This window comes from Stenotrophomonas sp. FR024 (assembly GCF_047500745.2).
GTDB classification, from domain to species: Bacteria; Pseudomonadota; Gammaproteobacteria; order Xanthomonadales; family Xanthomonadaceae; genus Stenotrophomonas; species Stenotrophomonas maltophilia_A.
In genome coordinates this window covers 252,419-266,473 of sequence record NZ_JAXAXM020000001.1, presented here as the reverse complement: position 1 = coordinate 266,473, position 14,055 = coordinate 252,419, and the positions used below count along the sequence as shown (strand labels likewise).

Annotated in this window: 9 protein-coding genes; 6 read left to right on the top strand and 3 right to left on the bottom strand. The window is 59.4% G+C overall.

Annotated features, from left to right (window positions below; all coding sequences use genetic code 11):
• Nucleotides 1-139: 139 nt before the first annotated feature.
• The 3 genes from ACMZ91_RS01150 to ACMZ91_RS01140 form a co-directional block, all read right to left on the bottom strand.
• Nucleotides 140-544 (bottom strand): hypothetical protein, encoded by a 405-nt coding sequence (locus ACMZ91_RS01150; RefSeq protein WP_100437469.1) that lies wholly within the window; start codon nucleotides 542-544, stop codon nucleotides 140-142.
• Nucleotides 545-746: 202 nt separating this feature from the next.
• Complete coding sequence (locus ACMZ91_RS01145) at nucleotides 747-1,079, bottom strand: non-heme iron oxygenase ferredoxin subunit (protein WP_100437470.1); 333 nt, start codon at nucleotides 1,077-1,079, stop codon at nucleotides 747-749.
• A complete protein-coding gene (locus tag ACMZ91_RS01140) occupies nucleotides 1,076-1,615 on the bottom strand; it encodes a GNAT family N-acetyltransferase (RefSeq protein WP_049398806.1) in 540 nt (179 codons plus the stop codon). The genes ACMZ91_RS01145 and ACMZ91_RS01140 overlap by 4 nt, the downstream gene beginning before the upstream one ends.
• A 241-nt stretch (nucleotides 1,616-1,856) precedes the next feature.
• On the opposite strand from ACMZ91_RS01140, the gene ACMZ91_RS01135 reads away from it, so the two are divergent.
• The 6 genes from ACMZ91_RS01135 (at nucleotide 1,857) to ACMZ91_RS01110 (ending at nucleotide 13,555) form a co-directional block, all read left to right on the top strand.
• Nucleotides 1,857-7,187, top strand: a complete 5,331-nt coding sequence (locus ACMZ91_RS01135; protein ID WP_414576633.1) for an RHS repeat domain-containing protein — start codon at nucleotides 1,857-1,859, stop codon at nucleotides 7,185-7,187.
• 3 nt (nucleotides 7,188-7,190) lie between these two features.
• Nucleotides 7,191-8,129: an RHS repeat-associated core domain-containing protein gene (locus ACMZ91_RS01130; RefSeq protein ID WP_080355180.1), complete on the top strand. Its 939-nt coding sequence runs from the start codon at nucleotides 7,191-7,193 to the stop codon at nucleotides 8,127-8,129.
• 5 nt (nucleotides 8,130-8,134) lie between these two features.
• On the top strand, nucleotides 8,135-8,596 hold the full coding sequence (locus ACMZ91_RS01125; RefSeq protein ID WP_414576635.1) for a hypothetical protein: 462 nt from the start codon (nucleotides 8,135-8,137) through the stop codon (nucleotides 8,594-8,596).
• Between the two features lie 648 nt (nucleotides 8,597-9,244).
• Nucleotides 9,245-10,054: an RHS repeat domain-containing protein gene (locus tag ACMZ91_RS01120; RefSeq protein WP_100437473.1), complete on the top strand. Its 810-nt coding sequence runs from the start codon at nucleotides 9,245-9,247 to the stop codon at nucleotides 10,052-10,054.
• A 1,870-nt stretch (nucleotides 10,055-11,924) separates the two neighbouring features.
• Entirely contained in the window at nucleotides 11,925-12,431 is a 507-nt protein-coding gene (locus ACMZ91_RS01115; protein WP_414576637.1) for a hypothetical protein, read from the top strand.
• Nucleotides 12,432-13,021: 590 nt separating this feature from the next.
• Nucleotides 13,022-13,555 carry a hypothetical protein gene (locus ACMZ91_RS01110; protein WP_336685039.1) on the top strand — a complete coding sequence of 178 codons (534 nt, stop codon included), beginning with the start codon at nucleotides 13,022-13,024 and terminating at the stop codon, nucleotides 13,553-13,555.
• Nucleotides 13,556-14,055 lie beyond the last annotated feature (500 nt).

The following is a 14,055-nucleotide window of genomic DNA, read 5'->3' as shown; positions in this document are numbered from 1 at the left end:
GGCTTGGATCGGGAAAGGGCGAGCGCGAGCCGGCGCAGATGGACGTGCGGCGACAGGCGGGAGGTGGGTTCTATAGAGCCGAGCCATGCTCGGCTGGCGGGAAACGCAATCAGGCGCACGGCAACGGCCGCAGGGCGCCTCAGCTGGCGTGCGGTGCGGGCGGAGCGTGGCCGGGGTTCAACCGCAGTGCGGGATCGCGCAGCTGCCAGCGCAGGGCGTCGGAACGCCACAGCGGAACATGCGCGACCAGGGCGGCGCGCGGGGGAGCCAGTCCGGTACAGGGCGTGGCGCCCTCGCCATCCAGCGGCGGCTCGGGTGCTGGCGCGGCATGGTGCGGGCACTCGTCGGCCGGCGGGGCCGGCACCGGCATGACCTGCTGCAGATCTTCAGCGTGTGCCTGCCAGCCGTGGGTAGCCGGGTTGTTGCCGCGTCCTTCGTGCAGTGCCGACCAGCCCAACACCAGCGTCAGCAGCACGGCCACGAGCAGCGGCCACCCTTGGCGGGCGAGCTGGCACAGCGTGGCGGTGGGCGCGGGCGAAGCCATGGCGCGGGGGCGGAGTCGTTACGAAGATGTTACGTAGAATAACATCAACGATAATGATTCGCATGTACGGGCCATGCCGGGCCCTCGAGGCGACCCGGGGGCGCCCTGGGGAGGCTCTAATGGCCTTGCGATGGATCCACCCCATGGGTGGATGCTCTCCCGCGGGGCGCCCTCTGGGGGGCTCTCTGGGCCGAGCGCCGCCTCAATCCCGGTCGTCGCGGGTCCAGACAGCGTCGTGCTCGCGCTTCACCGGAAACTTGGGCACAGGGCTGTAGGCCGGGGCGCACAGGGCGCGGCCGTCACGCACGTCGAAGCGCGCGCCGTGCAGCACGCACTCCACACTGCCCTCGGTGGTGTTGAACTCGCCCGAGGACAGCTCGAACTCTTCATGTGTGCACTGGTCTTCCAGCGCGTACAACTCACCGTCGAGGTTGAACACCACGATCGGCGTGCCGGTTACCTCGTCGAACACGCTCTTCATTTCACCCGGCAGCAGCTCGGTGCCGGCACAGACGAAGGTCCAGGTATCGCTCACGCGGCGGCTCCGGCCAGCGGCTTTTCCAGGATCTCGAAGCGCAGGTCGTCGCGCTTGGGAATGCCGAAGCGTTCGTCGCCGTACGGGAACGGCTTCTTGATGCCGGTGCGCAGATAGCCGCGGCGCTCGTAGAAGGCGATCAGCTCGTCGCGCACGTCGATCACCGTCATCTGCATCACCGGCACCTTCCATTCGCGTGCGGCGTGCGCTTCGGCGGCGTCCATCAGCTGCTTGCCGACGCCGCCACCCTGCTGGGCCGGGTCGACCGAGAACATGCCGAAGTAGCCCTTGCCGTCGACATCGGCGACGTGGGCGCAGGCTACCAGTTGGCCGTCGCGTTCGGCCAGCAGGATGGTGGAGCGCGGGCGGTCCAGGTCGGCCTGGATGCCTTCGGCATCGATGCGGGCGCCGTCCAGCAGGTCGGCTTCGGTGGTCCAGCCGACGCGACTGGCATCACCCCGGTAGGCCGAGGTGACGAGGGCAATGAGGGCGGGGATGTCGGCCGACGTGGCGGCGCGGAAGGTCAGGGTGCTCATGGGGACATTCTAGGTGGAGCGGGGAAGGGCGCGGGAGGCTACCGCTTGGGCCAACTTTGCCGAGTGTGGCCAATACACAGGGTTGACGCCGTCTTCATTATTCGTTCATATCCATGGTCAGCACCCGCCCACCGTGAAGCAACGCGTGGCTGTCTGCCGGAGTGGGTGCCGCCTGGTCGAAGGCCAACTGCCGTTCGGCGCGGGTGGGGCACACAGGGAAGTCGATCCAGGGAGGATCTTCATGCAGTCTCGCCTCATTTCTCATCCGCGCGCCGCAACGGCTGCCAAGGGTCTGTTTCTCGGTGTCATTGCCCTGTGTGTGCTGGCACCGGTCGGCGTTTCAGCCCAGATCGTTCCCACCTGGCGCCAGGAGTACGACAAGCGGCTGAAGTACGGGGACCTTGTCGAACCGCTGAAGGGCGAGATCTTCGGCGAGCAGGTCAACCTCTATGACGGTTCGATCAGCTTCAAGGCCACGGATGTTTCGATTCCGGGCAATGGCGGGCTCGCGGTTTCACTCAGCCGCAGCTACGGGGATGTCAGCGGCGGTGCAAATGACAAGGAATATGGAAACTGGGATCTCGACATTCCGTCGCTTTCAGGCACATACGGAGACCAGCCCGAAACCGCGATCGGCGGGCATTGGATGCCAAGCGCCCGTTGCTCGACAGTTACCGCACCCCCGTCGCTGGATGTCTGGAATTACAAGCATACCCAGACCATCAATTTTTCTCCCCACACCTATTGGGATGGGGTGAGGCTTTCATTGCCGGGCGGAGGCGGTGAAACCGTCCTGGCGGGCAGCGGGGACGCACGCCAGCCAACGCCCCAGATTGGCACGCCAACGCCTTGGAACACAAAAGGGGGATGGTTCTTCTCATGCCTCAGTGCGCTCAAGAGCGGCCAGCCGGGCGAAGGTTTCCTGGGCCACGCGCCAGACGGAACCAAGTACTACTTCGACTGGATGGTGGCGCGCGAGAACGAGTCTGCCGTTCTCCAGCCCTACGACACCATCACCCATGCCACGCTGAAACGGAAAAAGGTCTTCCTCTATCCATCCCAGGTTGTCGATCGTTTCGGCAACTGGGTCCGCTACGAATGGAGTGGCGGGCGGCTGGATCGAATCGTTGCCAACGATGGGCGCAGCATCAGCCTTGCCTATGACTCCCTGGGCCGCATCGCAACCGCAACAGCAGCGGGCCGCACCTGGACCTATGGCTACACTCCGGCCGGTGTGTTGCAGTCGGTGACGCTGCCGGATGGCACCGCCTGGCGTTACGACCTGCCTCCGGTCCACGTGACGAAGAAGTACCCCGAATACACCGGGCAGGACCCTTCAGCCTACATGGACTTCGCTGGGCTGTGCGCGAAGACGAACAAGATTGTGCAGACCGAGGTCACGGCTACTGTCACACATCCCTCTGGCGCACTCGGTACTTTTGTATTTCGACCGTTCCGACACGGGCGCAAGAATGTTCCGTTCAACTGCCAGACCTCCGGCGACGATCAGTTGCTGGCCGACGGATGGAATCTCACGCCCCTCTATCGGGACGCGATGTCTTTGGTGGCAAAGCGGATAAGCGGCCCGGGGATGCCCACCACGCAGTGGAGCTATCAGTACACCAATCTGGGGTGGCAGTACGACAGGAGAGTCGACCAGGCCGGGTGGCCGATGATTCCGGTGGGGCAGGCAGAGCCCAAGATAACGATTGAAACCCTACCCGATGGGGTTATTCGGACCTACGAATTCGGTAAGGAAGTCGGCTACAACGACGGTCTATTGCTGTCCACGACTACCAGCTCTGGTGGCGCGGTGGTTCGCATCGAGCGCAGCAACTACTACCCGGACGCGCAACTTGCCAGCGCGCCGTTCCCGCGCGAGGCGGGCCGGAATCTCAAGTACGGGGCCAGGGAACTGGGAGAGCATCTGAATCGCCCAGTGCAGAGCACGGTTGTGAATCAGGATGGCGTGCAGTTCACCCGCACCGTGCAGGCCTTTGATGCATTTGCGCGCGAAGTCACCGTCGTTGAAGCGAATTCCGCAGGCCAGAGTCGCACCACCAGCACCAGCTACTACGACAATCCCGCGCTATGGGTGAACGGCCAGACAGCGCGCAGTGTGCTCAATGGCATCGAACAGTCCCGCACCGAATTCGATACGGCCAAAGCACTGCCACTGCGCGCCTACGCATTTGGCCGCCTGGCGCAGCAGGTGACCTATGCAGCCGACGGCACGGTTGCCTCGGTGGCCGATGGCCGTGGAAATACCAGCCATCTGTCGGGATGGAAGCGTGGTGTTCCGCAGCAGCTCCGCATGCCGGCCACGCCCGAAGCGCCCAATGGTGCGGTGCGCACGGTTGCCGTGGACGACAACGGTTGGATCACCTCGCTGACCGACGAAACCGGCGCAACCACCAGCTTCAGCTACGACAGCATGGGCAGGCTGCGCAGCCAGCAGTTCCCTGGCGGCGACAGCGTGAACTGGAATGGCGTAACCATGGACCTGCAGCGACTGGGTGGCGCGCAGCTGGGGGTGCCCGCCGGCGCATGGAAGCACTCGCGCACGCAGGGCGGGCGGCGTACGGATACCTACCTGGATGCGATGTTCCGCCCGGTGCTGGTGACCGAGAACGCCAACAACGTGCTGGACAGCGCCGTGGTGACCCGCTACGACACCAGCGGCAAGACCGTGTTTGCCTCGTATCCCACGCGGCAGCTCTCCGATATCAATGCCGCCCTGACCGGCACCACGACGCAGTACGACGCGTTGGGCCGCCCCACCGTGGTCAGTCAATCGTCCGAGCTGGGGGCACTGGTTACCCGCACCGAGTACGTGGGCAATCTGTCGGTGAAAGTGACCAACCCGCGAGGCCAGGCCACGACGACACGCCACCTCGCCTACGACCAGCCCAGCTACGAGATGCCGCTGACGCTGCAGCACCCCGAAGGCTTGGTGACCGAGATCCAGCGAGACACGCTGGGCAAGCCGCTGGCGATCACCCGCCGCAGTGCAGACGGCAGCCAGTCGCTGACCCGCCGCTACGTCTATGACGGCTACCAGCAGCTGTGCAAGACCATCGAGCCGGAAACCGGTGCGACCGTGCAGGACTACGACGCGGCAGGCAACGTGCTGTGGTCGGCGGCCGGCACGGGTTTGACCAGCACGACCGACTGCAACCGCAGTGAAGCCCTGGCCAGCGGCCGCGCGGTGAAGCGTAGTTACGACGCCGCCAACCGCTTGTCGACCCTGATCTTCCCGGATGGGCGCGGAAATCAGAACTGGTCCTACGCGCCTGATGGTCTGCCGGCCGAGATCAGTACGCAGAACGATCCGACCCGGCCGATGGTCGTCAACCGCTACCAGTACAACCGCCGCCGCCTGCTCAGCGGCGAAACCCTGCAGCATCCGGATCTGGGAAGCCTGAGCCTGGCCTATGGCTACGATGCCAACGGCACACTGGCCAGCAATACCTACCCGGGTGGGCGTGTCGTCAGCTATACGCCGGATGCATTGGGTCGGGCGACGACCGTCGGCGGCTATGCGAAGGAGGCCAGTTACTTTGCCAACGGCGCGTTGGCCCGCTTCGTATATGGCAATGGGATCGTGCACACGTTGACCCAGAATGCCCGCGGGCTGCCCGACCGCAGCCGCGATGCCACTGCAGCGGCCGCAGTGCTGGATGACAGCTATGACTACGATGCTGGCGGCAACGTGATGGCCATTTCCGATGGTCTGCCCGGGGCGCCCGGCAACCGGGACATGACCTATGACGGCCTGGACCGGTTGCGGACGGTCACTGCGCCGGGCTTCGGCAACGCCTTGTATGAGTATGACGCGTTGGACAACCTGCGCCGTGCCAAGGTCGGCAGCCGCGATCGTACGCACTACTTCGATCCGACCAATCGACTGGTCAACGTGATTGAAACCGGAACCGGCGCAACCGTGACCGGTCTTGGCTATGACGTGCAGGGCAATCTTTCGGTGCGCAATGGTCAGGCTTTCGCGTTTGACTACGGCAACCGGCTGCGCGCGGCCGGAACAGCAGAGAGCTACGAGTACGACGCCCACGGTCGCCGGGTGAAGGCTGGTGCCAGTGGCAAGGGGGCAATCTACTCGTTCTACGACAACGGCGGCGTGCTGCGATTCCAGCGCAACGAACGTACCGGCAAGCAGACCGACTATCTCTACCTGTCAGGCAGTTTGGTTTCCCAGGTGCATGGCGAAGCGGCACCCAGCGTTCCCGCGCTGAGTGCGCCGGGCTACATTACCCAGGGCAGCGTGAACCTGACCTGGAGCCCGGCCGGCGGTGCCAACCGCTATGAGTTGCAGCGTGCCCTTGCGGGCACCTGGAGCACGGTCTTCGATGGCGCGGCGCAATCGTTCACCAGCACAGGCCTGGTCACGGGGACCTATCAGTTCCGCGTGCGCGGCTGTCGTGCGGTGTGTGGCGGATGGAGCAATGTCGCGTCAGTGGCCGTGGCATTGGCGCCATCCACCGTGCCGACCCTGAACGTGCCTGCCACAGCCTTCAACGGCAGCTACAACGTAGCTTGGTCTGCGGCTTCCGGTGCCGAGCGCTATGAGCTGGAGGAAAGCGCCAATGGTGGCGCTTGGGCCCAGGTGCACAACGCCATCGGTCAGTCCAAGGCCTTCAGTGGCAAGGCAGCGGGAAGCTACAACTACCGGGTTCGCGCATGTAACCCGGTAGGGTGCACGGGATACAGCGCCACGGCTGCGGTGACGGTCGTATATCCGCCTGCCACTGCGCCCGGACTCTCTGCGCCGGCACGCGCTGCGCCGGGCAGTATCGGCATTGGCTGGAACGGGGTGGCTGGTGCCACGCGTTACACCCTGCAGGAGAGCAGCAATGGTGGCGGATGGGTCACGCTGTTCGACGGCAACGCGGGTTCCTATGCCACCGCTGTGCGTGGTGTGGGCAGCTATGGCTATCGGGTTGCCGGCTGCAATGGCGCGGGCTGCGGACCGTGGTCGGCTACGTCGACGGTAGCGGTGATCGGGCCGCCGACGATCGAGCCGGTGATCAGTGCGCCGGGCCTGGTGAACGTGCCGCAGTACAGCCTGAGCTGGTCGGTGCCGGCCAACAGCGAGAGCTTCGTGCTGGAGGAGAGCGCCAACGGTGGTGGCTGGACGGTGGTGCATAACGGCGGCGGGAACAGCTTTGGTGCCAGCCGTGGCAAAGGCAGCTACGCCTATCGCGTGAGGGCGTGCAATTTCGCGGGGTGCAGTCCGTACTCGGGAGTCGTGACTGTCGCGGTGGTGCTGCCGCCGGGGGCGACGAGTCTCTATCTAGCAGAGTGGTTGACGACCCGCAGGCCGCCCTATCAGGTCCAGTGCTCTGCAGGATGGAGTCTGGTGGCAGACGCAACCGAGTATCAGCTTGAAAGCGGTGGCGGTGGCAAGCGTCTTTACACGGGCCCCAAGACCTACGTGCAGTCGAATGGCGGGACCTACTGCGCGCATGAGTATCGCGTGCGTGCCTGTAATGCAGGCGGTTGCTCCCCATGGTCGGCCGAACGGCCGGTCACCCAAGGTGTACTGAGCTGGGACTAAGCCATGAATGGACTCTCTTCGCTGTTGATTCGGGCGGTACTCGCGGTGGTGGTGCTGGCGGCCTGCGTGGCTCCGGCAGTCGCCCAGGAAGTGGTCGAGTACATCCACACTGATGCACTGGGTTCACCGGTGGCGATCACCGATGCCAGCGGAAACGTCATCGAGCGTACGGTGTATGAGCCGTATGGGGCGGTGGTGAATCGGCCGTTGAAGGATGGGCCGGGATATACGGGGCATGTGACGGACTCGGGGACCGGGCTGAGTTACATGCAGCAGCGGTACTATGATCCTGCGTTGGCAGGCTTTCTGTCTGTCGATCCGGTCGCTGCATATCAGAGCCCGATTGGACAGTTCAGTCGCTACAGGTACGGAGATGGCAATCCCTACCGCTTTACTGACCCAGATGGGCGTCAAGTGTCGGATCCACGTTCTTGCCACGACACTTCCAGCTGCCTGACCCTTGATCAGGCACAACAGCAAGTCGGGCGAGATGGCCGTCTGATGCTGAGAATTGTTGGAGGATCGGCGGTCGCGGGCACAACCGGTGGTGCAGCGATAGAGGGTGGAGGATTCGTTTCAGCGTTGGCTGCGGCAATGCGTGGCGCCATAATGGCCGGGAAGGATTTTTCCCAAGCACGGAAGTACATTGACTCGGTTGCAGATCAGTTGGGTCCCACCGGGGGACGTGCTGGCAGAAGAACCAACCAGTACGAGGGGCATGGTGGCGCCGCTGGCGCAAAAAAAATGTTCAATATATTGACTCGCGGTCAGTCTGAGGCGCGGGATGGGGGGCAGTTAGGGAAACTGGGCGACGGCTCAGTGGTTCAGATGAGTGCAAGAATTACAAGGGATGGTTCGGGCGAGACTTCAGTTCGGCTCAGCGCTGAACGAACCGGAACCAAGATTAAAGAGGTTATTAAAGTTAGATTTAAAGAGGAGTAGGTGGCATGTTTGGTGATGATTCCACGCTATTCATGAGGTATGTGAAGGGGCGGGGTAATGCTGTATACCCGTGGTCGTTGTCAATTGTAGATTGCTATTTTATGTGGCTCGCATTTTCCAAGGTCTCTGGGAGTGATCGGCCGCTGCTGTCGAGGATATCTGATAATGGCAGGCAGATTGAGGATGTTCTCATTGCTGATGCCTACGATATCTATGAGATTGATAGTCGTGCCGCGGGTTTTGAAGTTGTGCTGCGCCATGATTCGTCGGGCTCATTGTGTTATTGGGATGTTCATGAGCGCTTTGTTATAGCTGTTGGTGGTCGTGACTTTCTTGGGGTGGCAAGCCCATATCCCGGGGACATAGAAAAGCATCGTTATATTGAGGAGATGATGCATAGAGGGGCGTTCGGATTTGATGGGCCGCCTGAGGCGATTTATGCGGCCATCTCCAATCCGTTCTCTTGAAGGTGTGACTAACGTCGTTGTTTAGGGATGCTCTGAAGAACTCCCGGGCAGTGCGGGCCGCTGGCCGGCAACCTGAGAGGCAATGACAGCTCAGGTTGAGGAGACTGTACTGCTTGCTCACCATAGACACCCCTCTCGTTACCATTGATTATGGCTCTGAGTTGCCTACGAAATCCTGGTCGGTCCAATATGAAGATCAAATTGATCTTGAAGGGCGTCGCCGTGTATTACGCGAAAACTGCTGTTTTCACGATCGTAAGCTATGGATTGTTGCGTCTCGTGTACGGGCATACATGGATTTCATTCATTGAATGGGCGCTCATACTTCTGGCGGCGTTCACGGTGGGCTACATACCTCTTTTCGTTGGCTTGCTACGCGGGAAGAGTTCGTAGCAGCCTTGTGCAGACGCGATACGTCCACCGAATGGGGCCTCTTCTTAAGCGTAGCTATCTTGCAGGCTGCTGAAGCGCCAGTCGCAACGGGAGACTGCGTCATCGGCATTTTTTCGCGGCAAGACCTACGTGCAGTCGAGTGGCGGGACCTATTGCGCGCATGAGTATCGCGCGCGTGCCTGCAATGCAGAAGATTGCTTGCCGTGGTGGAGCAACCATCCTGTCACCCAGAGTGTACCGAGCTGGGACTAAGCCATGAATGGACTCTCTTTGTTGTTGATTCGAGTGGTGCTTGCGATAGTGGTGCTGGTGGCCTGTATGGCGCCAGCGACCGCCCAGGAAGTGGTCGAGTACATCCACACTGATGCATTGGGTTCACCGGTGGCGATCACCGATGCCAGCGGAAACGTCATCGAGCGTACAATCCATGAGCCGTATGGGGCGGTGGTGAATCGGCCGTTGAAGGATGGGCCGGGATATACGGGGCATGTGACGGAATCGGGGGCCGGGCTGAGTTACATGCAGCAGCGATATTATGACTTCCAAACTGTCGCATTTCTGGGGGCTGATCCAGTTGCAGCTAGTTCGGAAGGGGCTTCATTCAATCGCTATCGCTATGCTTCTGCCAATCTGTATAAGTTCAAGGATCCGGACGGCAGGGCAGACATGAACGTGTTCGGTGAAGCTGATCCGAACGGGCTGAGAGCAGGAGGAGATGCGCTCAACATTCCGGGCAAGTTCACGGTCGCAGGGCACGCCAATAACATGGTCATTCAGGACCAGCGAGGGGGGCGCATGGAAAACTACTCCACAGTCAGCTCCTGGGATATGGCTCGGACCCAGTTTGGGCTAAAACAGGGCCAGGAAATATTCATGGCAGGTTGCCACTTGGGGGCGGAAATCGGTCAGGCAAAGGCTTTTTCTCAGGGATGGGCGAACCTGAATAAGTCGTCCGTATATGCTCCCAACGGATTCGTTCGCTATCCAAAAAACTACAAGCCTGGAGATGATATGACGCTCCGTGTCAGTATGGGTGAGAACGGAACCGGAGGTGCAGGTGTATGACAGAGGTTCTCGCCTGGAGGGACGGGGCCGGCAGGTCCCGCCATTCGTTCGATTACGATCAAAGCTGATGGTTCAATATCCTATCAGTTTGCTGAGCCTGAATTGGGGTCCAGGATTCGTAGAGTAGAAACGGTGAAGGTGAAGCAATGAAAATTCTTTCGAATTCTGTTGCTTTGTCTTTGCTGCTTGTTGGCTGCGGTAACGGGGAGCCCCAGGAAGAGCGGCTTTCCCGAAATGAGAAATATGATGAGGCGCCAAGTCTGGCCCTTTCCGAGGAGGAGTTGGAACGTCAGACTTCGATGGCTGAAAACGGGAGTGCAGAGGCCCGTCTAAAGCTCGAATGGCACTACTCGACGCGTGGCGACATGGAGCGGTATCGCTACTGGAGGGAGTCGCACGAATTGACGTTAGTTCAATGCAGCGATTGGCACTGTTCCTCTCCCTTGAGCAAGGCGGGGGGGACTGTAGGCGCGCAATGCAAATCCTCGAGGAAGGCTTGCGTCTTGATCCGCCGGAGACTACGCGCGAATTGATGGAGATGGATCTTCAGAGGTTGCGGCATGAACGGGTCGGGATTCCACCTTGCGGGGTGGGGATTTCCAATTAGAGGTTGCAATTGCGCGAATGTCCATAATAATTCGTTCGGATTCAATGATAGGAACGGGTGGTGTGGAGCGTATTCTGGTTTGAACTCGAGGTCATTGGATGGGCAGGTTTCGATGAGGATCATAGTTTTTCTATCTGCTGCCTTATCGATGCCGCTTCTCGCCTCCTGTGTGCAGGACCGCGGTTGTCTTCTTCGGGTGGCCAACCAGGACCACGACAGCTCCTCATCTCAGAAGATCCATGCTGATATGGATGAGCTCATACATTCGCGTCCTGTGGATGGGGCGCGGAAAGTGAATGCAGAGTTGGTGGTATCGCAGCTCGAACTCTCTCGGGAGGGTCAGAGAAATAGAAGGATCTTCTATGTGTTGACTGATGGCGGCGGGAAGTTCTTGACTGCGGGGACTTGCGGCATTGACGAAGACCAGTGTGCCTCGGTCATTTTGAAGCGAATGATCGGGTTCTGTGAAAGGATGTAGATTGCGGGTGCGCTAAGTTTTGGGAGGTATTTCAGTGAAAAATTCCCAAGTGCTTGATCGCTTTGGGCGGCTGGTCGATATTATTGTAGCGGCGCTTTGCTTGTTAGGGCTTACAGCCTGTGGCGGAAGAGATGAAGGTTTGGGTGTGGTCATAAATCATGAGCCGGGAAACGCAGCGGCTAATCACTACGCACTTGCGCTCGAGTCAGTTTTTAGTTCTTCCGGGAGCGTGCCAGAAGCGCAAATATGCAGGGTACATTTAATTGATGTCAGGAAATCATTTGATCAGGCTGGAAGCGAAAGGGTGAGGGTATATTTCGTCTTGGCCGATCATCAAGGTGTCGTCAGGTCGGCGGACACCTGTGGGCTTCCTATGAATGAGTGCGTGATGACTATTGCCGAGAGGTCGAGGGTGAGCTGTCGGCTGGAAAAAGGGCTGGCTCCCCACTGATTCGGACGGCACTCGCGGTATTGGTGCGCGTGGCCCGTATAAGGCGTCGCGGCGGTCGGATGGGATGTATACGGCACCGCTACTGAGGGGCAGTGAGAGGGCGGCGCGGATATGCAGTAATGAATCGTTCGGACAATGGGAAACTGCAGTCCGATGAGCTGAAGTCATTTCATGTCGATTGGGATTCCAAGTGCAGGGCTTTTGTTGATGAGCTTGGCTATCAGTGATTCAGTGAATTTTTCGGCTGACAGGGGGGGGCTTGGGGTTTGTGGGTGTGGAGCGAAGAAAGTGAGCGGGTATCCATGGCGCTGGATGGTGACGCGGAAGTGTGGGCATGAATTTTAATTTCCGGTTTTTCATGGTTATTGTTTTTATTTTCTATGGGGCTGGTTGCAGGTATCAAGAAGGTGGGGGCGCGCCGTCTGGAAAGACCTGTGGGGTCGAGGGCAGCTCCGCCTGCCGGGTCAGCTTCCGGGAACTGGCTGCTACGCCCCGGCTATTCGATGGAAAGTTGGTGCGGATGGAGGGCTATCTCGGGGTGAGCCGGGAGCTCTTTGTACTGAATTCAAGCAAAGAGTTGTTTGAGGCCGGAGTGACTGAGGAGACCCAAGTTCGAATTAGAGGGCCAATAGATCTGCAGCAAAGCGTATTTGATGAATACGCGTATTCATGGGTCTCGATAATCGGGGTGTTCAGGACAAGAGAGAGTGACAATTCGACAGGTGACCTGCTGCTTGGCGAAATTCACGCCCCCCTTGAAGTTCGCTCCCTACGAATCTCTGGTCCCGTTCCACGTGAGGAATTTGGAGATGTGCTCGTCAATCTTGAAGATCTGAAGTGAGCGATAGGTTGTGGAAATGGCGTTATGTGCTTTCATTTCTGCCTTCTGTGGCAGGAAAGCGGGATGATCCACAGGCGCGCCTAACATGTGATCGCATGGTCTCCATGTTAGGATTGACACTTGCCAGACAGAGACTTCGGAACATTCTCGATGGCTGGCAGAGTCACAGATATCACAGTACGCCATTTCACTCCTGGGCTGTTCAATTCTACACGTTGCGCGATTGCGTCTGTGTCATTGCGAGCTGATCGATCACGTCGATAGGCTTTGGGGCAATTTCCGCTTGGTTGAAGAATGCGAGGTTTCGCATTGAGCGCTATCGATGTAAAGAATCTCGTTCTAGCCTGTCTGCGGAGGCTTTTGGAATCCGAGCCTGCTTCCGTGGAGCAGGTGTCTAGCTGGTACCAGAGGGCGGAATTTATCAAGAACGTGCTTCGGTCAAGTTCGTATGAAATCGGTGTTCCTCACGTGATATGGCACTATCTTGATGATGCCGATATCCGTATTCGCGATCCCCGCTATGCCGAAGCACAGGTGTTGGCCGTTAGGCGGTGTGCTGATGACTGGGCTTGAGTACATTCAGAGAAGCCATGAGCATTACATATTGCTGGCCAGATTTCATTGCGGCATCCCTCTCGGATGCTAACCCTCCGGATCTCCCTCTCCTCCGGGAAGACTGGGCCGGGATGGCGTTTGATCGCAACCTGTATGAGGATTTTGCTCCGAATGATGTTTGGGTGGCGTGGCTGAGCGCACTTTCGGAGCACCTTGCAGATATCGCGATCTGCGCGGTTCGATGTTCAGAGTGCTTCGACGGGGGAAGCCCCGTGGAAATTGAGCGAGGTCTGGATGGCCTGCGCTCCTACTGGCTCGAAGATGGGAACTTCATGCGTGATCATTATTTGTATTCGCATGATGGTCGCTGGGTTGTAAAGCTGGATCAGGACGTGACGTTGTTTGCGGGAGATGTCACTTTCCTTGCGAATGTTGTCGCGCGACTTGGTGGTGTAGAGCATGTCGAGAAGATGATGCGACGGGACCTGATTGGCACAGCTGAGGACGTAGTTGGCCTCGGCGGGTACGTCAAGGGTCTTCTTGCGCCATTGAGCGCATCGACTCCATAGCTGATTGCTGCGTAGAAGATTGGGTGTGCAGGTGCTATGTGATGGAGTAGCCTCAAAAGGAGGAGCTGAGTGCCAGGGTTTGTTGAAAGCTTCCCCATTTTGGCTTCCATTATTCTAGGTGCCATGTGGATAAACGCATTTGCGGCTCACAGGATGTTGCTTAAAATCGAGCGTGAACGGCCGGAAGTACTCGCTGCAGTCGGAATCATCAAGGTTGATTGGTGGCTTAGGTGCTTGCGCGGTATTGCAGTGCTTGCCCTTACTTCCAAAGGGCAGACGCTCCATCAGGGGGAACGGTGGGTGTTGAGGGGCGTCGTGATGATGTACGTCTTCTTGATTGCCTCCGGGGTATCCATGCTTGTTGGCATGTAAAAGACGGCGCCTCAAGGCTGTTGATGGTGGATGGATCGGCGTTACGGTGAGATTGCCCGTTCCTGGCATCACTCGGTGTTTCCCGGTCACGCCTCTGCTTGCTTGCGTCCAGCGCGCAATAAAAAAAC

Coding starts and splice junctions, on each gene's coding strand:
- ACMZ91_RS01140 (WP_049398806.1), bottom strand. CDS start 1,615: ATGAGCACCCTGACCTTCCGCGCCGCCACGTCGGCCGACATCCCCGCC.
- ACMZ91_RS01115 (WP_414576637.1), top strand. CDS start 11,925: ATGAATTTTAATTTCCGGTTTTTCATGGTTATTGTTTTTATTTTCTAT.
- ACMZ91_RS01125 (WP_414576635.1), top strand. CDS start 8,135: ATGTTTGGTGATGATTCCACGCTATTCATGAGGTATGTGAAGGGGCGG.
- ACMZ91_RS01120 (WP_100437473.1), top strand. CDS start 9,245: ATGAATGGACTCTCTTTGTTGTTGATTCGAGTGGTGCTTGCGATAGTG.
- ACMZ91_RS01110 (WP_336685039.1), top strand. CDS start 13,022: ATGAGCATTACATATTGCTGGCCAGATTTCATTGCGGCATCCCTCTCG.
- ACMZ91_RS01150 (WP_100437469.1), bottom strand. CDS start 544: ATGGCTTCGCCCGCGCCCACCGCCACGCTGTGCCAGCTCGCCCGCCAA.
- ACMZ91_RS01135 (WP_414576633.1), top strand. CDS start 1,857: ATGCAGTCTCGCCTCATTTCTCATCCGCGCGCCGCAACGGCTGCCAAG.
- ACMZ91_RS01130 (WP_080355180.1), top strand. CDS start 7,191: ATGAATGGACTCTCTTCGCTGTTGATTCGGGCGGTACTCGCGGTGGTG.